The 23587-nt window shown below is 34.0% G+C and carries 23 protein-coding genes; 9 read left to right on the top strand and 14 right to left on the bottom strand.

Translation table 11 applies throughout. From position 1 onward, the window contains the following. Nucleotides 1–283: 283 nt before the first annotated feature. Nucleotides 284–1030 (bottom strand): hypothetical protein, encoded by a 747-nt coding sequence (locus IV513_RS11290; RefSeq protein WP_209390681.1) that lies wholly within the window; start codon nt 1028–1030, stop codon nt 284–286. Between the two features lie 359 nt (nt 1031–1389). After that, nucleotides 1390–2016 carry a hypothetical protein gene (locus IV513_RS11285; protein WP_209390680.1) on the bottom strand — a complete coding sequence of 209 codons (627 nt, stop codon included), beginning with the start codon at nt 2014–2016 and terminating at the stop codon, nt 1390–1392. A gap of 434 nt (nt 2017–2450) precedes the next feature. Here IV513_RS11285 and IV513_RS11280 point away from each other — a divergent pair, with 434 nt between their 5' ends. From IV513_RS11280 to IV513_RS11245, 8 genes are all read left to right on the top strand, one after another. Further along, nucleotides 2451–3668 carry a site-specific integrase gene (locus IV513_RS11280; RefSeq protein WP_209390679.1) on the top strand — a complete coding sequence of 406 codons (1218 nt, stop codon included), beginning with the start codon at nt 2451–2453 and terminating at the stop codon, nt 3666–3668. Nucleotides 3669–3709: 41 nt separating this feature from the next. After that, the gene (locus IV513_RS11275; RefSeq protein ID WP_209390678.1) at nt 3710–4615 is read left to right on the top strand and encodes an AraC family transcriptional regulator; all 906 of its coding nucleotides are present in this window, start codon (nt 3710–3712) and stop codon (nt 4613–4615) included. Nucleotides 4616–4684: 69 nt separating this feature from the next. Next, nucleotides 4685–5476: an SDR family NAD(P)-dependent oxidoreductase gene (locus IV513_RS11270; RefSeq protein ID WP_209390677.1), complete on the top strand. Its 792-nt coding sequence runs from the start codon at nt 4685–4687 to the stop codon at nt 5474–5476. Nucleotides 5477–5499: 23 nt separating this feature from the next. Then, entirely contained in the window at nt 5500–6504 is a 1005-nt protein-coding gene (locus IV513_RS11265; protein ID WP_209390676.1) for an NAD(P)-dependent alcohol dehydrogenase, read from the top strand. Between the two features lie 19 nt (nt 6505–6523). Then, on the top strand, nt 6524–8101 hold the full coding sequence (budA, locus tag IV513_RS11260) for an acetolactate decarboxylase (RefSeq protein WP_209390675.1): 1578 nt from the start codon (nt 6524–6526) through the stop codon (nt 8099–8101). Between the two features lie 35 nt (nt 8102–8136). Beyond that, a complete protein-coding gene (locus IV513_RS11255) occupies nt 8137–9039 on the top strand; it encodes a hypothetical protein (protein ID WP_209390674.1) in 903 nt (300 codons plus the stop codon). A gap of 89 nt (nt 9040–9128) precedes the next feature. Continuing rightward, on the top strand, nt 9129–9410 hold the full coding sequence (locus IV513_RS11250) for a helix-turn-helix domain-containing protein (RefSeq protein WP_209390673.1): 282 nt from the start codon (nt 9129–9131) through the stop codon (nt 9408–9410). Between the two features lie 39 nt (nt 9411–9449). Continuing rightward, on the top strand, nt 9450–11657 hold the full coding sequence (locus tag IV513_RS11245) for a VapE domain-containing protein (protein ID WP_209390672.1): 2208 nt from the start codon (nt 9450–9452) through the stop codon (nt 11655–11657). A gap of 630 nt (nt 11658–12287) precedes the next feature. Here the strand turns inward: IV513_RS11245 and IV513_RS11240 are convergent. From IV513_RS11240 to IV513_RS11210, 7 genes are all read right to left on the bottom strand, one after another. Further along, nucleotides 12288–12461, bottom strand: coding sequence for a hypothetical protein (locus IV513_RS11240; RefSeq protein ID WP_209390671.1), 174 nt, complete (start codon nt 12459–12461; stop codon nt 12288–12290). Between the two features lie 26 nt (nt 12462–12487). After that, on the bottom strand, nt 12488–12814 hold the full coding sequence (locus IV513_RS11235; protein WP_209390670.1) for a YegP family protein: 327 nt from the start codon (nt 12812–12814) through the stop codon (nt 12488–12490). 24 nt (nt 12815–12838) lie between these two features. Continuing rightward, entirely contained in the window at nt 12839–13099 is a 261-nt protein-coding gene (locus IV513_RS11230) for a hypothetical protein (RefSeq protein ID WP_209390669.1), read from the bottom strand. 273 nt (nt 13100–13372) lie between these two features. Continuing rightward, the gene (locus IV513_RS11225; RefSeq protein ID WP_209390668.1) at nt 13373–15736 is read right to left on the bottom strand and encodes a S8 family peptidase; all 2364 of its coding nucleotides are present in this window, start codon (nt 15734–15736) and stop codon (nt 13373–13375) included. A 3-nt stretch (nt 15737–15739) separates the two neighbouring features. Further along, nucleotides 15740–16834, bottom strand: coding sequence for an AAA family ATPase (locus IV513_RS11220; RefSeq protein WP_209390667.1), 1095 nt, complete (start codon nt 16832–16834; stop codon nt 15740–15742). 301 nt (nt 16835–17135) lie between these two features. After that, nucleotides 17136–17291 (bottom strand): hypothetical protein, encoded by a 156-nt coding sequence (locus IV513_RS11215; protein WP_209390666.1) that lies wholly within the window; start codon nt 17289–17291, stop codon nt 17136–17138. 38 nt (nt 17292–17329) lie between these two features. Continuing rightward, nucleotides 17330–18949 (bottom strand): papain-like cysteine protease family protein, encoded by a 1620-nt coding sequence (locus IV513_RS11210; RefSeq protein WP_209390665.1) that lies wholly within the window; start codon nt 18947–18949, stop codon nt 17330–17332. A 1068-nt stretch (nt 18950–20017) separates the two neighbouring features. Between IV513_RS11210 and IV513_RS11205 the strand changes: the two genes are divergently transcribed. Then, nucleotides 20018–20440, top strand: coding sequence for a hypothetical protein (locus tag IV513_RS11205; RefSeq protein WP_209390664.1), 423 nt, complete (start codon nt 20018–20020; stop codon nt 20438–20440). Nucleotides 20441–20627: 187 nt separating this feature from the next. On the opposite strand, the gene IV513_RS11200 is transcribed toward IV513_RS11205, so the two are convergent. From IV513_RS11200 to IV513_RS11180, 5 genes are all read right to left on the bottom strand, one after another. Next, nucleotides 20628–20900, bottom strand: coding sequence for a hypothetical protein (locus IV513_RS11200; protein WP_209390663.1), 273 nt, complete (start codon nt 20898–20900; stop codon nt 20628–20630). Then, the gene (locus tag IV513_RS11195) at nt 20890–21153 is read right to left on the bottom strand and encodes a hypothetical protein (protein WP_209390662.1); all 264 of its coding nucleotides are present in this window, start codon (nt 21151–21153) and stop codon (nt 20890–20892) included. The genes IV513_RS11200 and IV513_RS11195 overlap by 11 nt, the downstream gene beginning before the upstream one ends. A 66-nt stretch (nt 21154–21219) precedes the next feature. After that, the gene (locus IV513_RS11190; RefSeq protein WP_209390661.1) at nt 21220–21672 is read right to left on the bottom strand and encodes a DUF5675 family protein; all 453 of its coding nucleotides are present in this window, start codon (nt 21670–21672) and stop codon (nt 21220–21222) included. A 68-nt stretch (nt 21673–21740) separates the two neighbouring features. Further along, nucleotides 21741–22544, bottom strand: a complete 804-nt coding sequence (locus tag IV513_RS11185; RefSeq protein ID WP_209390660.1) for a hypothetical protein — start codon at nt 22542–22544, stop codon at nt 21741–21743. Nucleotides 22545–22909: 365 nt separating this feature from the next. Then, nucleotides 22910–23365 (bottom strand): hypothetical protein, encoded by a 456-nt coding sequence (locus IV513_RS11180; RefSeq protein WP_143154115.1) that lies wholly within the window; start codon nt 23363–23365, stop codon nt 22910–22912. Nucleotides 23366–23587: the final 222 nt, after the last annotated feature.

Raw genomic sequence — 23587 nt, 5'->3', positions numbered from 1 at the left:
GTTTTAGAAAGTTTAATTCAGGTCAAAATTTTGATTTTTCAGACCGAAATTTCTTTTTGATACCGCGCTTCTAATATTGCGCACAACGGAAAAAGTATTGGCGAAGTGCGGGCTGGATTTAACTGAAAGTTCAATTCAGAACTGCTGTGAGCCGATGCTTTTTCAGATTGTTAAATTAAACAAAAAAAAACAATATGAAAAGCAGCGGCGGCTAAATATTTCAAATATTTCAATTTAGGATTTAACCCCGCATTTTGCCAATACAATGTTATCTGCAGTCTTTTTACAAACTTAAACGATATGTAAAGCAATCAATTCTATGAACTTTAATTCTAAATTTTAATTCGCCTCTTTTTCTGCCATCATTAATTAATTCATAAATTCTTCCATTTTCAGAATCTAAATAGAATTGATTATATCTTATTGTTTTATTTGTTTCGCTTAAAATGTGATTGTATATTTTCTCAGTTCTTTTTGTACAGGAATCAATTTCTTCGGATTTGTATTTGTCAACTTTGAAAGTAGAATAGATATAATTTTTGAAAATTTTTGGTTTTAAGTCAAGATTTGTTTCCGCATTCAAAACACTTTTCATGAGTTCTTTCATTATTAATCCAAATTCATTTGGCTTGAGATTTAATTCGGAAACAGTTTTTTTTATTTGTTCTTCAAATGTAGAATTAGTTTCAGGATAAAGTTGTTTCTGCTCTTCATTATCGAAATTCCAATAATCGAAATACATATTTGAAAAAAAAGGAATTGCGTAAAATCTATTATTTTTTCTAAAAACTATTACTTCATCATAATCTTCTTTCTTAGGATTTTTATAAAGTGAAATCGAGATTGAATCTAAATTTACTTCTTTCATCTTTTCAAGATTTTTATCAATCATTGGGAAATTTTCTAAAGTAAATTTTATACTTTTTTGTTCAGAATCGAATCCATTATTTTTTTGTTTTTCACAAGACAAAATGAAAAGTAAAAAAATAAATCCAAATACTGAATATTTTGTTAGTTTATTTATTTTCAATTTGTTACGTGTTTTTGATAAGATTCTGACTAACGTTAAGTTTTTACTTTGATAATCAATTAGTTATACTTTAGTGCGTTTTACTATTTGATTATCAAAATTAGTAAAAATAATCGTTAGCGGCTAAAAACAACTTCGTTTTCGAGTAGGGGAATTGCAGATAACGGAAAAAGTATTGGCGAAGTGCGGGCTAAATGGAACGAAAAGTTCAATTTAGACTAAACGTAGCCGATGCTTTTTTCGGATTGTTAAATTACAAAAAATAATAATACGAAAAAGCGGCGGCGGCTAAATATATCGAATATTTCAACTTAGACTTCCTCCCGCATTTTGCCAATACTATGTTAGCCGTAGTTCTTTTATATTTTATTGTTAATGAATTTAAAAAGTTTTAAAAAATCATATAATATCAATGACAAAATATCATACAAAGCAACATTTTGAGGTAAATTATAATTGAAAATTATTTCGTAATTGTGATAAATAAATGTTCTATCTTCTGATATATGAATTCCATTGTTATGAATTGTATTTCTAATATTTGACAAAACCATCATTGCAATCCAATTTTCATTTTTCTCTAATTCTAATTTATTAAATATTTGGTTTAATATTTCATATAAACTCTTTTTGTCAATGTTTTTATTTGGAAATAGAACCTTATGTAATTCTCTGAAAAATGTTTCAATCACAGAAGAAATCCCATAAATGAATGATGCTTTTGTTTGTATAAAATAATGTCTTAAAACCTCTTTGTAATCATATTCTGATGCCGTAGGCAAAATTCTATCAAACTTAAGTTTATTATTGAGATTATCGTGAAAATTTTGAAGATTTAAATTAAGAAAAATAATTACTTTGTCAATTCTATTAAATAATTGTCCTTTAAAATCATTTTCACTCAAATTTCCATTATGATATTCATTTTTATAATCAATTCTAATTTGTTCAAATTGACCTATTGTTTGTAAAGCGTGCTGTTTCATAGAATTACGGCTAACGGAAAAAGTATTTGCGAAGGGCGGGCTAAATTTAACTACAAGTTCAATCTCGACCGAACGAAGCAAATTGCTTTTTCAGATTGTTAAATTACAAAAAAATACAATATGAAAAGCAAGTTGCGACTAATTGCGACGGGTTTTTCTATTAGCGATTCAACCCCGCCTTTTGCAAATACTATGTTATTAAAAGTATTAAATCGTATGTCACATTTTGCACCAAAATACTTATTTATCAGATATTTATATTTTTTTAAAGGATAGAATAGTGCATAAAAAAGCAATGAAATAATAGGATTGTTGTACCAAATGTTGTATCTTTGTATCAGGTTGCACCGCTTTGAAATAGCTGACAAATAAAGGGTTTCATCAAATTGCACTCGTTTCATTTATTTAGTACAACAAACTTAATACTTTTTTTTATGGCATCAATTAAGTTAGTTCTTAGAACAAATCAGGAAGATAAAACAGGTCATAGTCCTTTGTACATAAGGGTTATAAAAGATAGGAAAGCCAAATTTGTTGCTACCGGAGTAAAACTGAAGCAAACAGAATGGGATGATGAAAAGCAGAAAATCAAAAAGAACCACCCGAATAGTGCAAGGATGAATGCTTTCCTTGCTCAAAAAATTGCCGATGCGGAGGGAACTGTAGCAGACCACGAAAGAAAGAGAAAATCCGTTTCAGCAAGAAAACTAAAAGAAGCTATAAAAGGTAAGGATATGGCGAACTTCTTTGAATATGCTTACAATCGTTGTGAGCGTATCAAAGGAACGGTATCGGTGGCTACCTATAAAAACTACAAACAGTATGTATCCAAGTTTGAGAAATTTGTAGGACATCGGGATGTGTATTTCGATGATATTACAGTTACGATGTTGAAAGACTATGTAAACTACCTTTCCAATACATTGAAAAACGGAGCTACAACTGTTCATTATTCTTTGCTTATTTTATCCGTAATGTTTCGGGATGCACAAAGGGAGGATATTATTTCAGAAGCTGTTTACCCATTCTCAAAAGTGAAAGTTAAAAGAGATAAGGGCAAACGTTTATATCTGAACAAAGAGCAGATTGAAAAGCTAAGAACCCTAAAAATTGAATATACCGGAAAAGACGAAATATTTAGAGATATGTTCATTTTTGCGGTGTATGCAGGCGGTTTACGTTTTAGCGATGTGGTGAGTCTGAAATGGGAACACTTTAACGAGAAAGAACAACGCATCACCAAGGAAATACGTAAAACCAGAAGAACCCACAATTTTAAAATCGGACAGGTAGCATTGGGTATTTTGCACCAATACAAAACCGAATTTTCACAACCTAAGGATTTTGTTTTTCCGATTATTGAAGATGTAGAATTGTTTGATGCCAATGAAGAATATCAGGCTCATATCATCAATGCAAAAAATATTTTGTGTGGTCAAAAGTTAAGGAGATTAGGCAAGGATATGGAATTGCCTTTTTCCTTATCATTCCATTTAAGCCGTCATACATTTGCTACCAATGCTTTAAATAACGGAATGCGGATTGAGTATGTTTCAAAACTGTTAGACCATTCGGATATTGGTATTACTCAGATTTACGCCAAAGTAATAAGTGAAGAATTGGACAAGGCAGTAGAGCAATATGTGATATAATGTTGTTGGTTTGGTTTGTTTGAATTTAATAACTTTGTCGTATGAAAAAAAAGGAAACGCTTAAAGATTTTTATATCAATCACGGGCAGGAATATCCAAAAAAAGGACAATTTAATATATACCGCAGAGAAGAATTTGCTTGTGATAGCACATCCTTACCACCAAATAGAAGGGATTTTTACAAAATATCTATGATTACAAAAGGGACTGGTGTTCTGAGTTATGCAGATAAGTCTATTAACATTGATAAACCTTCAATCACATTTCTCAATCCTCTTATACCGTATTCTTGGGAACCTACATCTGAAAATCAAGAAGGTTATTTTTGTCTATTTACCGAGGATTTTGTTAATAGCAATTTGAAAAATGAAATTCTTTCAAAATCTCCTCTCTTTAAAGTTGGTGGCAATCACGTTTTTTTTCCAGGTCTGGAGAGTTTAAAAATTTTAGAGAATATTTTTGAAAATATGTTCCGGGAAATCAATAGTGATTATTCAAATAAATACGAATTATTAAGGGGCTACATTCAAATAATAATGCACGAAGCACTTAAAATTCAACCTCCTGATAGCTTTTATAGCTCCACAAATGCATCTGAACGTATTTGTAATTTATTTTTAGAATTGTTAGAAAGACAGTTTCCTATTGATGCTCCAAGTCAGGTTGTAAAGATAAAAACAGCAAACGAATTTGCACTACAACTTAATATCCATACCAATACCCTAAATAGAGCTTTAAAAGAGCGTACAGGGAGAACTACAACAGAATGGATTGCCGAAAGAATAACTAAAGAAGCTAAAGCATTATTACAATTCAGTAATTGGGATGTTTCTGCAATAGCATATACTTTAGGTTTTGAGCATTCCTCAAACTTTATTATATTCTTTAAAAAGCAAACCAGGCTTACGCCTAATCAGTTCAGAAAAAGCTTTGCGTCCATTTCATAATCATTTGATTGATTAGCATAATTATCGAAGTTCAATTCTACAGAAATTTGTATCATAAAATATTTATTTATGATACAAGAAAATTTAAAAGGAAAAGTTGCTCTAATCACAGGTGGTGCAACGGGTATAGGTTTGGCTTCTGCAAAACTGTTTTTACAAAAAGGTGCAAAAGTTGTTATTGCGGGACGCAGGCAGGAACTTGGTGAAACTGCTCTTACTGAATTGCAAAAAATAAGTTCCGATATCCATTTCGTAAAAACTGATGTTTCCAAAAGCGAGGAAGTAAAACATCTTATCACTGAAACTGTTCGCATCTTTGGCAGGCTCGATATTGCTTTTAACAATGCAGGTGTTGAGGGACATTTTGCACCGATTGATGAAACACCCGAAGAAGAATTTGATAATGTTGTAGGCATCAATGTCAAAGGCACTTGGCTATCTTGCAAATACGAAATTGAACAGTTCAAAAAACAAGGCACAGGCGGTACAATCGTTAACACTTCATCTTGGCTTTCAAGAGGGGCTTTTGGAGGTTCAGGAGTGTATTCAGCAAGTAAAGCCGCTGTGGACGGATTGGTTCGTGTTTTGGCTGTTGAAGCTGCAGAAGCCGGAATAAGGGTAAACAGCATTCAACCTGGCTACATTCAAACCCCGATGTTTGACCGTTTTTATCCTTTTCCTAAAGAAGAAGCTGATAAATTGAAAGAGCCTACGAAAAAACACGCCCCGATTGGTCGCTTTGGAGATCCCGAAGAAGTTGCCGAATTGGTGGTCTGGTTGAGTAGTCCGTCTGCCTCCTTTGTTACAGGAGAAAGTATTTTGGTAGACGGTGGATTGACTATCGGAGGACAACGTTATTAATTTCAAATTCCATTCAAAAGATTATGCAAGCAATACAATTAGAAAACTACGGCATAGAAAATCTGAAATTAGCCGAAGTTCCAACTCCCGAAGTTGGCGAAAATGAGGTTTTAGTAAAAACAACGGCTGTATCACTTCAATATCTTGACTTACTTACTGTAGAAAACAGCGTTGGTTTAAATATTCCACTTCCATTCATTCCTGTTTCGGAGGGCGTGGGTATTGTAGAAAGTGTAGGAAATAATGTAACACGCTGGAAGAAAGGTGACCGTGTTTTAATACCGTTTGTAACCAAATGGGAGGCAGGAAGAACAACACCTTATCATAATGCTGTAAGAACAGGTTTACAAACTTCAGGAACTTTGGCAGAATATACTGTACAGCCGGAAAATACTTTGGCTAGAACTCCAAATAATTTAAACGATGCGGAAGCGGCTTCTCTTTCTGTTGCGGGTCTTACGGCTTGGGCAATGCTAATGCAGGCGGGCGTAAGAGCAGGACAAACAATTTTGGTACAAGGCAGTGGAGGTGTGTCATTAGCAGCGCTACAAATTGCGAAGATTTCGGGATTAAAAGTTATCGCAACAACAGGCAGTAAAGAAAAAGAACAAAAACTGAAAGATTTGGGAGCTGATGAAGTTATTAATTATACGGATTATCCGGAATGGAGCAATGAAGTGAAACGACTTAACCAGGGCGAAGGTGTAGATATTACTTTGGATGTAGCAGGACAGGCAACTATTGCTCAAAGCATTCTTTCAGTTAAGGAACACGGTTTTGTTGGATTGGTTGGTTTTATGTCAGGCAGTAAATTGTCATTTGATGTGTTTCCACTCATTATGAATTACATTCGATTGCAAGGCTATTCTGTTGGTAATGCACAGGATTTGGCAGATTTGGTAAATGCTGTAGAGAAAAATAATCTAAAACCTGTAGTTGATAGCATTTACAATGTCAATCAAACAAAACAAGCTTTTGAAAAATTAAAGTCAGGAGAGGCTTTTGGTAAAATTGTCATTACATTTTAAATCAATTAGAATAAAATATATGAAGATTATATTATCGGTAATTTTTTTAACTCTTGGTATTAGCTGCTTTTCACAGAAAGTTATTAATGGTTTTGCGATGCCCGAGAGCATCACTTCTGATGGGAAACGCTACTTTGTATCTAATCAGGGACAAGATGTTTTTAGTGAAGATGCTGACGGATTTATCAGTGAAATTTCAGAAGACGGTAAATTGATAAGTCTTAAATTTTTGCCTGAAACAGGAGTTTTGAATGCTCCTAAAGGTATGGCTATTGATAAAAATATTTTATACGTTGCAGATTTAAATAGAGTTATAGGTTTTGATATTGATACAAAAAAAACAGTCTTTGAACTTAAGGTTCCTGATGCAAAGATTTTGAATGATGTATGTCTTTTAAGCAAAGGGTTTATTGGTGTTACAGAAACCCTTTCAGGAAATATTTATCGTATAAATACACAAAACAAGTCTTTTGAAATCATTGGAAATATTCCCACGGCAAATGGGATTAATTACAATGCAAAAACTGACCAAATAGTTGTTTGTACCAATGGTAAAAACTATGGAGATGGAAGTATTTACATTAAATCAGGAAAAGAGAATTTTAAAAAATTGCCCAATATTGCTAATGGTTTTTTTGATGGTGTAGAATGGTTAGACAATACCCACTTACTTATCTCAGATTGGGTGTCTTTTCCCACGAAGAGTTATGGTAAATTATGGACGTACGATTTAGAGAACCAGAAAAGCGATATGTTATTAACTGAAGAAAGCATTGCAGATATTTATTATAACCAGTCATCGCAAAAAATATTTATGCCACAGATGCTCAAGAACAGAGTGTTAATAATCAACAAAAAAGAATTAGAAATGAATGAAAAACAGCAATATAATAGACTGTATCAGTATGGTGTTGCTGATGCCTTCGTATGTGGTCTTTACAAGGGGACAAAAACTCTTAAAGAACTAAAACTAAAAGGTGATTTTGGTTTAGGTGCACCGGATATGCTGGATGGGGAACTAACGATGCTCAATGGAAAAATTTACCAAACTAAAGCGACAGGAGAAACCATTGAACCGGATGATAATTTTAAATCTTCCTTGCTGTTTACCACATTTTTCAATCGAGATAATATTTTTAAAGTCTCTGGTGAAATGTCAAAAGAGATGCTTTTAAAAAAGCTTGATGAAAAGATAAGCAACAAAAATACGATGTACGCAATCAAGGTAACAGGACATTTTAAAAGCATACGAACAAGGGCATTTCCTCCGGTAAAAACAGAACCTTTCCCCTCAATCACTACTATTTTTGATACGCAGAAATTTTTTGATTTTTCTGAGACCGATGGCGTATTGATTGGCTACTATTTACCAGAATATCTTAATGGGATTAATAGTAAGGGATTTCATTTTCATTATCTTTCAGATGATAAGATGCAGGGCGGTCACGTTTTAGATTTTACCGGAAATAATTTAGTTATAGAATTAGCAGAACAAAACAGTTTCCAATTGGAAATTCCTAAAGACAAAGATTTTCAAAATTTTAAGTTCACACCTAAAGATAACGATGCTTTAAAGCGTGTTGAGCAGGGACAGTAAAAAGGGATGCCAAACAATATTTAGTACAAAATCAAGTGAATAATCCAATCAAAACAACCGTTCAATTTTCTGAGCAAACGGCTATTCCAAAAGAACAGTCGGAGAATGTTTTGTTTGATATTTATATTGAGGATATTTCAGGTAATACCGAGTATTGTAAGGCTTTGATAGAAAAATTACTTACCGTTCCTTATGCAAAGTTGCCGGAATTTTTTACCCATCACTGCAATTTTATTTCAGACCCGATAAAATGGCTCAATAAAACTGAACGATTAATTTCCATTAACGAAGGTGTATTCTGTAATTCGTCAGGTCAAGGTAGAATGATTAAATGTTACACGATAATAGAAAGCAAACGAAAAGAATTAGAGCTATTACGCTACCGACATTCCCATCAAAAGCCTCCAATGCAGTACATTAACGCCGAATGTGAAGTGAGATATTTCTGTTTTAAGGAAACAAAATCTAAGGTTGATGAAATGGAAGATTATACCGAAAAGATTATGTATTTAACCAAAGAAAAATTCGATTATGAGCAAGCCAGTATTGATTTTATTAACCCGAAACTCCCGGATTACTCAATGCAATGTCAAAAAGAAATAGACCAGATACAGCATATCAGTCGCTTAACTTCTGAATTTTCTAAAGAACAAATGCGGCAAAATTGTAATGGTATGCCGTTTAATAAGCTTAAAATCAACTGCAATATCAATCAAATGGTGGATATATTTTATCAGTTGCACCGGGAGCTATTTGTAGAGGGAAAGCCTATTATTGATGGTAATATCAATGACATCATTGCGGTTATTGTAAATAGCTTTACAGACAAAGACGGAAAAGAACTAAGTCCCGATAGTATTGCCACGATGATAAAACCATCCAAGACGGACAAACGTCCAAAACCCCATAAAAGAATAGACATTGATAAGATGCTATAAAATTTTTTAGTCCCAAGGAACCATTTAGGAACCTGCGGACTTTTTTACATTTCAGTCCTTTGCTTCCATAATCAAAAAATTATTTGAAAATGGAAGCAATTATTTTATCCAAAGACCAATACACAGAATTGGTAACACGCTTAGACGAAATCACCACACGTCTTAACGCCAAAAACGAACCTAAGAAAGATACATTCTTAGACAATCAGGAATTTCTTATCCTGATGAAAATTTCCAAACGCACTGCTCAAACCTGGAGAGACGAAGGACGTATTTCTTTCTCCCAAGTCGGAAACAAAATTTACTACAAACTTTCAGATGTAGAGAAACTATTGAATGAACATTACAACAAGGCTTTTTCAAAGAAATAAGTCTAATATCTAATGTCTCAAATCTAATATCTGAAAATTATGGTAGTAAGTATTTTTAAAAACTTTAATGAAGTGGTGCAGAACCAAAAAATCATTGAGGTATTGGAAGACATCAAAGCGGGTAAGTACAAGAATGTGATTACCTATTTGAGAAAGTCGTTGGCAGAAAGCAAGATGGAAGCTTACGAAAGGGCAAAGAAATCTTTGCCTGCTTTCACGCCTTCGGCGTGCTTTAAAGGTGGTAGAAAGTTAGAATTTGTCACAGCTTACACGCAAATGGTGGTTTTAGATATTGATAAATTGTCTAAAGAACAATTGACCAATGCTAAAGCTTTGGCAATTCAAAACCCATACACATTCGCTGCATTTATAAGTCCATCGGGAAACGGTTTAAAAATTTTTGTTCGTGTCAATTCATCTCAGGAAAACCATAAAGAAGCCTTTCTAAAACTGCAAAAACACTATGAAGAACTATTGGCTTTGCCAATAGACAAATCGGGCAAAGATGTTACACGCCTTTGTTTTGTGTCTTACGACACAGATTTGTACTTAAATGAAAATGCAAGCATTTTCCCAGTTATTTCTGATACAGAAGACTGTCACACTGAGCATAGTCGAAGTGTCTCCGATAACCAACAACTATCAACTGACAACTATTTGCCTATCTACGAACATTGCGTAAGGTTTACAGAGAAAAAAGAAAGCTATATCAACGGCAATAGAAACAACTTTGTTCATTTGTTGGCTTGCAACCTTAACCGCAAAGGAGTACCATTACCTGCGGCAATGGGTTATATTTTGTCCGATTACAATTATGATGCACAGGAAGTAATGACCACTATAAACAGTGCGTATAAAAATGTAGTAGAACACAACAAAAGCAACTTAACACTAAATCCTAAAGACAGAATTTCCGAGCCATCTACAAGCAATAAATCATCTAATATTCAAAATAATTCATCCCTCTCCTTTGGAGAGGGAGAAGAGGGTGAGGCTGAAGAAAAACCTAGTTTCATAGATAGGTTAGAGAATTTCCTAAACTACCGTTATAGCTTTCGCTATAACATCGTTACAGGAAAATTAGAGCACAAAGCATTGCGTGTTGGGGAAATCTCCTCCCCTTTGGGGAGGTCGGGAGGGGCTTGGAAGCCTGTAACAGATTTCGTTGAAAACTCAATCCTGCGTGAGATTTTAAAGGCAAAAGTGAAGTGTAATATCAATACGCTTCGCAATCTCTTACACTCTGATTATTGCCAGCAATACGACCCATTTAAAGATTACTTTGATGACTTAAAAATCAATGAAGATGGAACCGACCACATTCTAAACCTTGCTAATACCATAAGCACCACAAAGCAGGAATTGTGGCAAGTATGTTTCAAAAAATGGTTTGTAGCAATGGTAGCCTGCGTTACCAATGAAAAAGCCATCAATCAAACCGTAATTGTTTTTAGTGGAAAACAGGGCGTAGGAAAAACGACGTGGATAGAAAAGCTCATACCAAAACCTTTAAAGGATTATATGTTTTCGGGAACGATTAACCCGAACAATAAAGATACCTTGATACATTTAGCAGAATGTATGTTGATTAACTTAGATGAATTAGAAAATCTGAACCGTACCGAAATCGGTACGCTGAAAGAACTTATCACAAAAACGCATATCCGTATGCGTAAAGCATATGGACACAATAATGAAACCCTGCCACGCAGGGCATCATTTGCAGGCAGTGTAAACACTGCCCAATTTCTCAATGATACAACCGGCTCACGCCGTTTTTTATGCTTTGAAGTAGAGCATATAGAATACACCCACAACATTGATATTAATTTGGCTTATGCGCAGGCAAAGCAATTGTATAAAGACGGATTTAGGTATTGGTTCAACCAGGAAGAAATCAAAGAGATTAACGAAAACAATGAGCAATATCAAATCCGAAGTCCTGAAGAAGAATTACTATTAACGTGGTTTGAAATAGCCGACAGAGAAACAGCAAATGCTTTTCTCAATACCTCACAAATCGCAGCCAAATTAGCCGATAAAGCAAAATTGAATATTACAGACGGAACGGTAATGAAATTGGGCAAAGCATTAAAGAAACACGGCTATTTACGCTTATCCAAAAAGAACGGTTATGTGTATGCAGTTCTGGAACTAACTTGGGAAGAAGTAGAAAATAAAAACCGGGAAAAAGAACCACCACCTGAACAGTCAAAACCACCAGAGCAATCCAAGTTCAGGTTTTAAAAACTCCCTCTCTAAAGGAGAAGGTTGGGGTGAGGCTTCGGAGTGGATAAGTAGGATAAGCATTTTTGAGCAGAAACATTTTTCATTTTTTAGCTTCGCTAAAAAACAAGCCAAAACAAATTTATCCAATGCAAACGGAAACCTGCGGTTTACCGTTTTGCACCATATCAGCCCGATAAATCGGTTTTTGTATTCCTGCGAAATACAAAAAATATGTTTTGCGGAAATTTAGTTATCTTACTTACAGTAGGATTTTGCACTGCATTGCTTTATCGGTTTTGCCTTCGGCAAAAAACTATTTTCCAAAGCTTCGCTTTATAATAAAATATCGGTGCATTCTGCACCTTATTACCTTAATTAGAGAGGATAAGTAGGATAACCTTTTTCGGGCAAAAAGATTTTTTATTTTTTATCTGCGATAAAAAATAAGACACTTTGCGCCTTTTCGATGCAAACCGAAACAAGTACTTCGTTGCTTTGCTTCCAATCATCCCAATAAATCGGTTTTTGTATTTCGTAGAAATACAAAAAATATGTTTTGTGGAAATGTAGTTATCCTACTTACTTAAAAAGAAAGAGGCTATCCGTATTTCAGAATAACCTCTTTTGTTTACAAAAATAAGTTCCATCTTATTTTTCTTTGCGAACACCTTTAAATGGTGTACCATCTTTTTTGACATCCATAAAACGTCCGTTATCACTGTCTCTTTTTACCCAAGTTTCAGTTTTTGGATTATATGTTTGACTTCTGTCTCTTACAGCACCATTTCGATGTCCGTCACCTTTAGGAGGATTAGTTGCCATTTTCTTTAAAATTTTTAAATTAATAATTAAGATAAATCTTCTATTACCGCATTTGGAGCATACCGTTTTACGGCTTCTATACCATTGTCACGATTGTATATTGATGAATACATTTCACTCGTTCCCAATACTTGATAGTTATTAGAGTTTTGAGTAAAATAAGGTTCATTTCTTACCGATGTCAATCGTCTAAAGTTAGCATCTGCAACACTAACCTTACTGCTCGCAATACCGCCTTGACAGTTTTGCTTTGTAGTATAAGTTTCACTTGTTAATAGGGTTTCTCCATTTGGAGCTTTTAAAACCCACCAATATTGTCCGCTGGACGTTTTACGAATAATGTACTTTGACATTTTTTTTAAATTTTAATTAGTTAATCAATTGTAATTGTACCTTTTCCAAGGTATTCTAGATGGATGTACGTTTGCTAAGAAGTTTACAATATCTGTTCTTCCTTGATACCTTGGAACACCACGGCTGTTTTGAGCCATCAAAATGATTGGCATTCTTGGAAAAATAGTTTGAAAACCACTTCTGGCATTGTTACACTCTGAAGAGCTGTTGAGTACGTGTTCTTTGACCACGACAATGGCAAATGATACTCCTTGCTCTTTTAATACTGCTCCTTCGAACGTCATAAAATGTAATTTTAAATTATTAATAACTTATCCTCTACATTCACGGAGTTAGGAATTTTACCCGGTGCGTACTTTTTATTGAAAAACTAATTAAAATCTATGTTTATTAAAATAAACAGTTACTTTTGCAAAACGAAACTTTTCAATATTGGAATGCCAAAGGGTTACCAACCCCGATAAGCTACACACTGCTTTTTACATTCCGGTTTAAATTATTGTCTTAAAAGCTGGAACTTTTAAGACATTTTTTTTGTCTTTTTTTATTGGTAATTTTTATCCATTTAATCTAATTCTTACTTCTTCTCTTATTTTCACGTTGCTATGAACGAAACTAAAATTGTTCAACAGCTGCGTAACTTCATTATAAATATTTCCTCTTTTTTTGGTGTCCTTAATGGTTACGACCAAACAAAATTCCTGGCTTGGTACGGTTTTTTGTATTTCACACTTGCTTTCTGTAAAATGTCTGAAAAGCCCTTCAAGTTTTAAGTACCAATTCTTAGGTGCTTTTAAAAACTTATCTTTATTGGTTGGTGTAAAATCATCAAAATTTACACTCCATTTTTTTACAGGCTGAAATTTATCTCCGTAAGAAAGTAACATTCTCTCGCTTGCAAAAGAAGTTTCAAAATCCTTCATAGCCTTTTTGCTGTAAACACTTGTTGCTAAAACATTTTGTCTTCCATCCGCTCCAATTGGGTTTTTAACCCTTGGTTGGGTTATATCTTTTTCAATTTTTTCATCATAGCTTCCTAAATAGACATCAATATTTGACTGACAATATTCCGCTCCTTGCGATACTTCTAAAATAGGAGAAGTTACAAGTGTTACGGTTAGTTCTCCATAAAAATATCCGTCATCATCTATCATACTTTGTGGAAATGGAAAATCCAGAATATCGATGAATGAACCTTTCTCAATATTGTCTTGAAGAATTAATGTAATTTCATTGGGTTGATTAAATAAAATATCGTTGATATTTGTAGGCATTCCAAATCCTGCTGCATCAATTTTTTCTGCAATAGTCATTTTCATTTCTTCCGGATACTTTGCAGAATGAATTACAAGTGCTTTCAAAAGAAGAGGGTTAAATTCTTCGTTTAACATTGAATGAACGCCTGCTGTTATAGCAGCGATACGAGGTGTAGAAAAACTTGTTCCCACTTGTTTTGCTAAACTTCCGTCAGAAGAAAATGATTTCACAGGATTTATAACAACTTTATTAGTAGTATCTAAACCGGCATTTCCGCCAAAATGAACAACATCAGGTTTAATCAAATTTGATGGTCCTGGACCAATTCTCGAAAAAGGAGATGAATTGTTTTTCTCAGCATAATCTGTTTCCAATTTATCGTGAGCTATAGAACCAACTACAAGGCCTCTTACGGTATCAGCTGATTTTGCTATTCTGCTTTTTGGTGCATTGATTTTAAAATTATTACAATTGCCTGCAGATTTGCATATTAATACATTGTTTTCTTCTTGGATTTCATCTAATGCTTTTGCAAAATCTGAAAATTCATATAAATCAGCTTCTCTGTCAGTACCAAGAGATAAGTTCCATATTTTTATCTCATTATGGTCAGTTATTGCTTCTCTAATATTTTCAATTAATTCGTCCTCAAATATTTTTTGCTTGGTCAAATCAGGCATTACAATGGCTTCAAACAATTTGCATCCTTCAAAACCAGTGTAGTCTTTACCCTCTAAATTATCGCCATACAACAAAACACCAGCTACAAAAGTGCCGTGCCCTTTATTAATATAATCTTTGTGATATTTGGTAAAACTTTTATTGTGTAGCCACGGAGTAAGGTGCGGAATGCTTGAAATCCCTGTATCAAGAACTCCTACTACTGGATAATTAGCACCTTCTTTTGGTTGTTTTATTTCAATAACATTTTCCTCTGTCAATTCATCCAAGGTCAGACTATAAGAAGGCATTTCTGTAATTAGCTGGATGCCGTCAAAGTCACGCAATTCTTCAAAATCATCAGTAGTTACCTTGCTAATTCTGAAAATGTTTAATTCGTCTGAATATTCAGCTTTTTCAAAGTCAATATCATTATCTCTACAATATTTTTCAAAACTTCTGATAAGGATATTGTTCAAATCGGCATTGCCATAATTGAAAAGCTTTACTTTATATACTTGGTCTTCGTATTCTTCCTCAATTTCAATTTGCGGTTTAAATTCTTCTATATTATTAATGGCTGAAATACCTACAAGTGTTGTATAATTAGGAAAAGCTAATTTGGCATCAGAGAAACGATTTAAAATATTTTTTAAGTCAGTTTCATTATCAATCTTAATTAATACTTCATCTTCACCGCTCACGCCAATAATATTCAGCTTACCAACATTGAAAAGATTACCAATTTCTTTTCTGTAGGTTTTAGCTAAAGCATCGCCACTTACCTTTAATTTTACTACTGAAGGTATATAGTTATTCTTCTTAACTTTTTCGGCTAATGAATTTGAAACTTCTGCCAAGACTGTCTTAATGTATTCCGACTTCTCTCTCATCTGTCCTTGAGAAGCCCATTTAGGAATTGTTTGTCCGCCGCCAGCTTCGGTTCCCATTTCATCTTTCTGTCTTTTCTGAAAGAATTTAATTGGCAAATTTCTATTTTCCATAGTTTATGCTTGTTTGTTTAAGTAATTTCTTATTTGTCTTAATGATACTTTCATACGCTCGGCAATAGTTGCTTGCGGTACTCCATTCTCATTTAGGAACTCAACAAGCTTTTCAATAGTAATATTTCCATTGTTATTGAATTCATACAATTCAATAATTACATCTTCATAGGATAGGGTTTGACTACTATGGATAATAGTATGTGCTTTTGCATTATTAATTACAGCCTTAATATCTGATGGTGTTTTCCCTTCAAAAAGTTTAACCAATCTGTCTTTCCTTTTTTCATCATTCATAAAGTCTGTTTTAAAATCATCAACAAAATTCTTTATGAGTTCTTCAATTTCATTTTCCTGTGGAGAGCCTATTTCGATAACTGTATTAAATCTTCTCCAAATTGCTTTATCTAAAATTTCTGGATGATTAGTCGCTGCGATAAGTATATTGTTTTTAGCAAAAACATCAATATTTTGAAGCAAACTATTAATAACTCTTTTCAGTTCTCCCAATTCATATTGGTCATCTCTGGCTTTAGCAATCGCATCAAATTCATCAAGAAAAAGAATACAAGGCTTATTTTCCGCAAACTCGAATATCTTTCTAATATTCTTTGCTGTATTTCCTAAAAGAGAAGATACGATAGCATCAAATCTTGCTATTACCAAGGGAAGCCCTGTGCTTTCAGAGATATATCTTGCAACACTTGTTTTTCCAACTCCTGGCTTTCCGAATAACAATAATGTATTAGAAGTTTCTATTCCATTTTTAATTAATTCGCTTTGATGTTTTACAAGACTAACAAAATCGTCTATTTTATTCTCAACAAGATGAGGCAAGACAATTAAATTTCGCTCTTTAGATGGCACTTCGACATCAACAATACTTAACCGGCTTTCTTGGTCAACAGGCGTGGTAAGTAATTCATCCATTGTAACTGTTGTAGCCGGACCTTTATCAATAGTCTTTAGGATAAGTTTAGCAAGTTTTTGGTCGCCATCACCATCTAGCTTTTCAGCAAGCATTTTAGAATAATTTAAAACCTTTTTAGTGTCTTTATTCAGCCCGCCTTCAATTATCCTTAGTATTTCCGTGTACATAATATTTCGATTGTAAGTTACATTTTGTGATACAAAGATATTGTATTTTGGAAATAAAAACAAATAAATCGTAAAATTAAATACAAAAATTGTAATTATTTTACACTAATCGTTATTTAAATAGGTCTGTTTGGTGTATTATTTCTAAAAATCGGAATATTAAAGTAATAGTAGAGTGATTTACTAAAAATCTACACAACCCACGCTCTGTCCCAATTAAGAAATTGAAGGACAAAATTCTTTTAAACAAAAAAAGGGAGCTTTTAAGCTCCCTTTTTCTATATACTGAATAAATTAATTTCTAAGATGTCAAAATTACTGTCGCAGCAGTAATCTGAGAATTTCTGTCTTTTACTTGGTACTCTCTTCTTACAGTTTCAAGTTGTTTATTCATCGTTGTAATGGCAGCAATATGTTGTGCCTTATCAAGAGATGTAACTTTTCCCTCTTGTTTCATTTTAGCTCTGATAGCTTCTGTTCTACTTATCTTTGTTATCATAACTCGAAATCATTAAGGTTGTGTTCGAATATTCGAAAGTCCTGCAAAGGTAATACATTGCTTTCTAAATTACCACTAATTTCATCAAAAAGTATCAGTTTGTCTTGATATGCTGCCAAAATCAAAGGTTTATTAAAATAAATATTTGCTTCAGTAGCATCCACAATAATAATACCATTAGCTTTCTTCTCTTTTATTAAATCTCTTGAACTTACTTCTGCCACCCATATAAATTTAGGCATAGGTGTTTCAATAATTATACTTTTCAAATCTTCTTGAAAACTATCATTCTTAGCTATCGCATCTTTAAAAGAACGACTTGATGCAAGATAAAATCTAAGCAAGACCTGACTATTATTATTCAATGGTTCGGGTCCTGTTATAATAAAATTTCTTATATAGTTTTTTGCTTCATAGGCTTCTAAATATATTTTAGGATATAGTGGAGCAATAAAATAGGTAACTCTACAACTATCCCATTCAGGATTATTATAATGAATAGCAGGTTCATCTAAAGAAGCTTTTTGATAGGCAGGTTGGTTATCATCTATAAAAATATAATTTTTCTTTATCGTGTCATAATCATATATTTCAATGTTCTTTGCAGCTACTGTTATAAATGGAGTAATTTTGTCAATCTCGTCATTCTGAATTTTTTCGTGTCCTATTGCCAATAGAGCGTGTCCTATGCTGCCCCCTTCAATAGCTACGATGATTGGTATGCCACTTTCAATATAACAACTTAATAAGCCTTCAAATTCAGTAGTGTACTGTTGTTTACTATAAATTCTTGTACCAAACCCAAATTCCCTTAAAGCATACGATATTTGAGCAATATTCAACCCTTTAGAAGGTATCTGCCTCTCAGATGAAACCTGATTAAGTGTTCGAATGATTTTAGAAGGCAATACAGGTTGATAATCGGAATACTTGTTACTAAAATACTCCATAATTGCCCATAGGCTTGTTTCTGCACAGCTAATTGTTTCAGTGTCTTGCGAGGAATGAGGAAACCCTTTTACGGTAAATTTAACTCCATTAACTGTTGTATGAAATTTACTCATACAAGCAAGGATATTATTTGTTCTCAATAATAGAGGGGAAATTATACTTCTCCCTATAATAAAAGGGTCGGTAGGTCTTAAAACAATAAAACCTCGATATTTTTCTTGTAGAGTACTATGTTGTGCCCCATCAAAAAACTCCGTATCTGAAATTTCTTCTTCAAAAAACGATAGTCTTATAGCATCTCTTTTATACTTAGGTAATTTGGAGGAATAGTAGTGATAATAACTATCTCGATATACCTTGTCTACATAATTGGTTTCGGCTAATATGAATGTATTATCCTTGAAATTATCAAAATGTGGTTTTACCAGATTTGCAAAAAGTATTCCAGCATTAATTTCATTAATACCAAATTCATCTTGCAACAGTTTTTTAACCAATTCTTCTCCGTTTGTAATTGGCTCTATATAAATGGAAATACTCATATTCTGAAATGTAAATATTATTGTTGCAAAAATAGAAAAATGAATAAGAACTTTAATGAAGTGAAGCCCTTTAATTCCCCACGCTCTGCCCACGCCAGGAAAAAATACGGCTGTAGACAGCAATCCCTGTTTAAAGCCGTTTTCATTTGCTGTCTTCTATGGCATTGCCGCCGTTTGCAACTGTCATACTTTTTGCGTTGTTTTTTGCCAATCCTCCACAGCACATTGCCATCCTCGTTCCTGCGGTGGCAAAGAGCTGTATCAACTCCAAAAAAACAAAGCAAAAAGACACTGCACTCCAACCACCACCACCGTTCCGTTTATGCCAGTATTCAAATCGGCGGAAGCTACATTACATAATGTGGCATTATAGTACATTTCCGCCACGCTTATAGGCTGCTATGCCAACGCAAAAATGTCCTATAATAACATTATGTAAAATAGCCAATGCCATAGTCCGCTCCCCGAAAAAATATCCCATCGCTCAATCCCAATGCTTATATTTTTCGGGTACCAGAAGCCGTATTTTTTCTTTCCGACGCCTTGCCCACGCTTTTTTCCACGCTCCCCACCACCCATTTCAGCGGAGCAGGGATAAAAAAGGCATTAGAATTAGTTTGCCAATGTGCTTGTGGCAGGTGCAAACAGCGTTGTTTCATTGCATTGCACTTCGCTTGATTTGCACCCGCCTCAGCACCGCACAGCAAGCGTATTGCGTTCCGCATACCCTTGCTTTTTCCCTCCGCTTCTTATTTTGGTATGCCTTTTTATCCCTGCAGATTTTTTGCCCCATTCCCAGCACACAAAAGCAGATTTTCATTTTCCATTGCACTATTCTGAAGTGAATTTTTACTGAAATTAAAGTGATGAATAACTGAACTTTTTCCATCATATAAAAGAAGATTTGTTTATCCGTAGCCGGTCAATCAATAAAAAAAAGACAGCAAAGATAGGTGGCTTCCTGATGCCCTCGCTCGAAAAAAAGCAAAAGACTACGGCATAATGGAAAAAGGAAAATTTATTTTTCAAAAAATATAAATTTTCCTTTTCCACCCTTCGGGACTTATTCCGTTTCCTTTTGCTTTTTTAGCCACGCCACCTTTCAAAAGGCTTTCTTTTTTCTTTTTTTTCCCTTTTTTTCTTTCTTCTTTTCAAAATAACCAGGCGAAGCAAAATTTTAAATCCAAAATTATGCGACAGCCCAAAATTTACACTTACAATCCGAAAAATCAAAAATCAGAATTTGAATTTTACGCGCTTTCCAAAGGTTTAAACAGCGGGAAACCTTTAGACCTGCCTTGCCCCAATTGCTTCGTTATTTCCTGCCGTAATACAGCAGAATTAGACCATTATCGCAGTTTATTGTTTGGATTATGGAAAGCAAAAGCTTTTCAATCGTTTTTAGTCGGTTCGGTCATTCCGTTTATCCGCATCAGAGATTTTAAAAGCTTTGTTTTTGAACAAATCGAACATTTGAAAACCAAAGACAAAGAATTTAAGAAAGATGTTCAACATTTTAAAGCTTTAGAACAAAAGGAGAGAGCAATGTACGAACAGTTACTTTTGATTTCAGAACTCAAACGCATCTACATTGCAAGGCATTTGAAAAGGTAGTTCAAAAAACTACCTTTTTTTGTATGAAACAATCCCACTGCTTAACCGATATTGGCACTTTTTCAGCCATATAAAGCCCATATAAATGCACCGTTCTATAAATTTGATGCAATGAGGTGTAAGCAATAAAAAATCCTGCCCAATGGACAGGATGTAGTAATACAGATGAGGTTAAACCAATTGCAAATTATGGGTTATCAGAAATGGAATTAGTTTCTGTAACTTCCTTTTCTTTATCGTCATCGGTCTGCATCGCCGTTTGTGCTATGGCTGTTGCAATGGTTCCGCCCAACATCACGTAACCGGCTACGGTTACAATAGTGGCGGGAATAGCCACCGGAGCGGCTAAGATGGCACCGCCAACAGCGGTCAATGTAATACCAATGGTCCGAATGATTTTAAACCATTTCGGAGTAGGAGCCGAAACTCTTTCGATTAAATTTAAACTGTTATTTTTCATTGGTTGAATGTTTTAAATTGTTTTGTTCGATGATATTGACACGATGCTCCAGATAATCAACTTTTTGATTGAGTAGAGCATAACTGTTCTTAAACTCTGTTTTGATGAGTAAAGCCATTGTTTTGACCTCCGTTAAATCCTTTTCCATCTTCTTGAAATCGGAATGAAGTTGCTTTATAAAATAAGCAACAATGGTCAACAGCATACTCATCACAGAACCAAAAACAACGTTTAAAGTGAATGTATTTTCCATAAATAAAATTTTGTTCCTATTTTCTTCTCCATTTGGGGGAGGTGGCTGAAAGCCGTATGAGACTTTTTAAAATTGGAAATTGTTTTCGATGCTGATGCTTTTATCATTGCTTTCAGCAATAGCCAAAAGTTTTGGATAAATCATTTCATAAGCTTCTTTGCTATGTACAATCTGATAATCTCCATCCGCTACATCAAACCCGAAACCACACAACGGACAACCTGCTGTTTGTCTATAAGTGTTCCCAATATGGATATACACAAAACTGAAATTCGGTAATCCGTTTATCTCAATCATTCCTTTATGGATTTTGGGGAACTTCTGCCGATATTCGGCATTTTTACCGCCCCAGGTGTTGAGCCTTAAACTATAAATACCTGCAGGAATAGCGGTTTGATTTTGGATTTTTACCTTTCTGATTTTATCCTCCAACAAATAGCATTGGAAAATATCATTGATGTATAATTGGCTGAGTGTACTTTGTTTGCCTTCTGCAACTCTTAGAATTTTTGTTTTCATTGAATTCCTGTTTTAAGGGTTAAATAAAAAAGCCCTCTTTTTTGAAGAAGGCTTTGAATTTTGTTAGCTTAAAAAGCATCTTCAATTCTTAAGCAATTGCCTGAAGAAAAAGCATAATAGTTACCATTGACTTCCTGGAAGAATTCTATTCCGATGCATTGTATCACTGTTACATTGTTTCCCAAAGTGGGTGCTCCGTGAAGTGTTGCTGTTAAAGTAGAGCCTGCATAGGGAGCATTCAAAGGAATGTAAGCCGAATATTGAACAACACTCAATTCATTGTTTACAATGTCATCAGGTTCATACGTTCCGGTAGTGGCATTATAAACGAAGTCAGCAACCACCGCCAAAGCATTAACCAATCTAAAATGCGTTGTTCCGGAAGGAGCAGAAATTAAGTCAGCCGGATTGAATGGTGCAATAATAAAATCTGCACTTTCTCGATTGGCAGTTTGTGTCACATCGTAGGGAGCATTAAACACACCATTCATAGAAAGCTTTTTATCAAACTCAAAACCGAGTAGGTAATTTCTTTGTGTAGAGATTTCAATTTTTCGGTAGCCTCTGGCTTCCGTTCCGTCTTCCAGATTGATTTTCTTCATTATAGAAGTCAATCGACCTGTCACCTGACTATCCGCCATTTTAGACATCAAAGTAGATAAAGCGGTACGAAGCGATTTACCCGCTCTTGCGCATCCACCGAACTCGTTCATATTTTCACGGGTACGTTCAAATTCGGGAGCGTTATTTACCTGCTCTGCGGTTGGTCCGCCAACCATTCCGGCGAAAAATCCTTCCTGACCTTTTATTTTGAAGTGTCTTACATCGCCGATGGTGCCTATATACTTCATAAGTCCTTTTTGTCTTGCCATTTTTTGAAATTTTAAAGGTTAATAAATACTGTGCTGCAGCATTTACAAAGTTCTATCTATCTCATTTTACAGGCAATACACAACATATTGTAATACAGTGCGATAGAGTGCTAACGCACCGTAAAGGATAAAAAGCAAAGGTCAGAACAGCAATCGGAAGAGTAGAACAGGGGATAAAGGAAAATCGTATTTAAACAAAAAAACAAGGATTTTTAAAATCAAAATCCTTGCTTTTCTATACGTTGAAATTACCTGTTCAAAAGTTGTACTTATGTTGTACTTAGTGTTGGGTATAGTAAGTAAATATACTGAAATTCAATATGTTATAATAAGACTTTTAATAATACAATGTTAGCCGTAGTTTTTTAATCCGCAGAATCTGTAATTCTTAAAACATTGTTTATTGTGTCAATTTCTGTTTCTAATTTTCGACTACTGTTTGGAAATGTGATAGTTCGAACATAAGTTTGATTAATTTTAAAATTTCGGATAGTTTGATTATTCACAAGTTCTTTTTCATATTCATTATTCCAATACGAATCAAATTCTTCAGATTTTACGGTTTTAAATTTTCTCGAATTCTTTATGTCGTTTATTAACCTAAACTTATCTTTCTCAGAAATCAGAATTTCATAATCAGTATAATAATCAACTAAAGTTTGCTCGTCATTTGCATTTACGATTTTGAAATTGTCAGATAGTTTTAAGTCAGATTCAGTCAGTTTTCGCTCAATATTTTCAAAATCAGAACTTTGAAAAAAATAATAACCAGCAAATAATAGAATAAGTAATGAAACTATAATAATTGAAACTTCTTTCAATCCATTAAATTTTTTCACAAAAATTAAAAATAAAACACAAGGAATTATTATTAAAAGTAGAAGAATAAAAATTATTAAAAACACTCTCTTTTTTATTTGACGGTTTTTCTACAAAATTACGGCTAACGGAAAAAGTATTGGCGAAGTGCGGGATTTCGAAGAACTGAAAGTTCAAGGAAGACCAAACGTAGCGAATGCTTTTTCAATACTGCTAACTTACAA

Origin of the sequence: Chryseobacterium sp. RR2-3-20, assembly GCF_017808115.1 — a bacterium.
Classification (GTDB): domain Bacteria; phylum Bacteroidota; class Bacteroidia; order Flavobacteriales; family Weeksellaceae; genus Chryseobacterium; species Chryseobacterium oryzae.
The sequence above is the reverse complement of the archived record's forward strand: the minus strand, read 5'-3'. Positions and strand labels throughout refer to the sequence as shown.

What these genes read in the sequence shown, in the direction of transcription:
- IV513_RS11285 (WP_209390680.1), bottom strand. Translation starts at nt 2,016, where the DNA reads ATGAAACAGCACGCTTTACAAACAATAGGTCAATTTGAACAAATTAGA.
- IV513_RS11280 (WP_209390679.1), top strand. Translation starts at nt 2,451, where the DNA reads ATGGCATCAATTAAGTTAGTTCTTAGAACAAATCAGGAAGATAAAACA.
- IV513_RS11275 (WP_209390678.1), top strand. Translation starts at nt 3,710, where the DNA reads ATGAAAAAAAAGGAAACGCTTAAAGATTTTTATATCAATCACGGGCAG.
- IV513_RS11270 (WP_209390677.1), top strand. Translation starts at nt 4,685, where the DNA reads ATGATACAAGAAAATTTAAAAGGAAAAGTTGCTCTAATCACAGGTGGT.
- IV513_RS11265 (WP_209390676.1), top strand. Translation starts at nt 5,500, where the DNA reads ATGCAAGCAATACAATTAGAAAACTACGGCATAGAAAATCTGAAATTA.
- budA (WP_209390675.1), top strand. Translation starts at nt 6,524, where the DNA reads ATGAAGATTATATTATCGGTAATTTTTTTAACTCTTGGTATTAGCTGC.
- IV513_RS11250 (WP_209390673.1), top strand. Translation starts at nt 9,129, where the DNA reads ATGGAAGCAATTATTTTATCCAAAGACCAATACACAGAATTGGTAACA.
- IV513_RS11245 (WP_209390672.1), top strand. Translation starts at nt 9,450, where the DNA reads ATGGTAGTAAGTATTTTTAAAAACTTTAATGAAGTGGTGCAGAACCAA.
- IV513_RS11240 (WP_209390671.1), bottom strand. Translation starts at nt 12,461, where the DNA reads ATGGCAACTAATCCTCCTAAAGGTGACGGACATCGAAATGGTGCTGTA.
- IV513_RS11235 (WP_209390670.1), bottom strand. Translation starts at nt 12,814, where the DNA reads ATGTCAAAGTACATTATTCGTAAAACGTCCAGCGGACAATATTGGTGG.
- IV513_RS11230 (WP_209390669.1), bottom strand. Translation starts at nt 13,099, where the DNA reads ATGACGTTCGAAGGAGCAGTATTAAAAGAGCAAGGAGTATCATTTGCC.
- IV513_RS11225 (WP_209390668.1), bottom strand. Translation starts at nt 15,736, where the DNA reads ATGGAAAATAGAAATTTGCCAATTAAATTCTTTCAGAAAAGACAGAAA.
- IV513_RS11220 (WP_209390667.1), bottom strand. Translation starts at nt 16,834, where the DNA reads ATGTACACGGAAATACTAAGGATAATTGAAGGCGGGCTGAATAAAGAC.
- IV513_RS11215 (WP_209390666.1), bottom strand. Translation starts at nt 17,291, where the DNA reads ATGAAACAAGAGGGAAAAGTTACATCTCTTGATAAGGCACAACATATT.
- IV513_RS11205 (WP_209390664.1), top strand. Translation starts at nt 20,018, where the DNA reads ATGCGACAGCCCAAAATTTACACTTACAATCCGAAAAATCAAAAATCA.
- IV513_RS11200 (WP_209390663.1), bottom strand. Translation starts at nt 20,900, where the DNA reads ATGAAAAATAACAGTTTAAATTTAATCGAAAGAGTTTCGGCTCCTACT.
- IV513_RS11195 (WP_209390662.1), bottom strand. Translation starts at nt 21,153, where the DNA reads ATGGAAAATACATTCACTTTAAACGTTGTTTTTGGTTCTGTGATGAGT.
- IV513_RS11190 (WP_209390661.1), bottom strand. Translation starts at nt 21,672, where the DNA reads ATGAAAACAAAAATTCTAAGAGTTGCAGAAGGCAAACAAAGTACACTC.
- IV513_RS11185 (WP_209390660.1), bottom strand. Translation starts at nt 22,544, where the DNA reads ATGGCAAGACAAAAAGGACTTATGAAGTATATAGGCACCATCGGCGAT.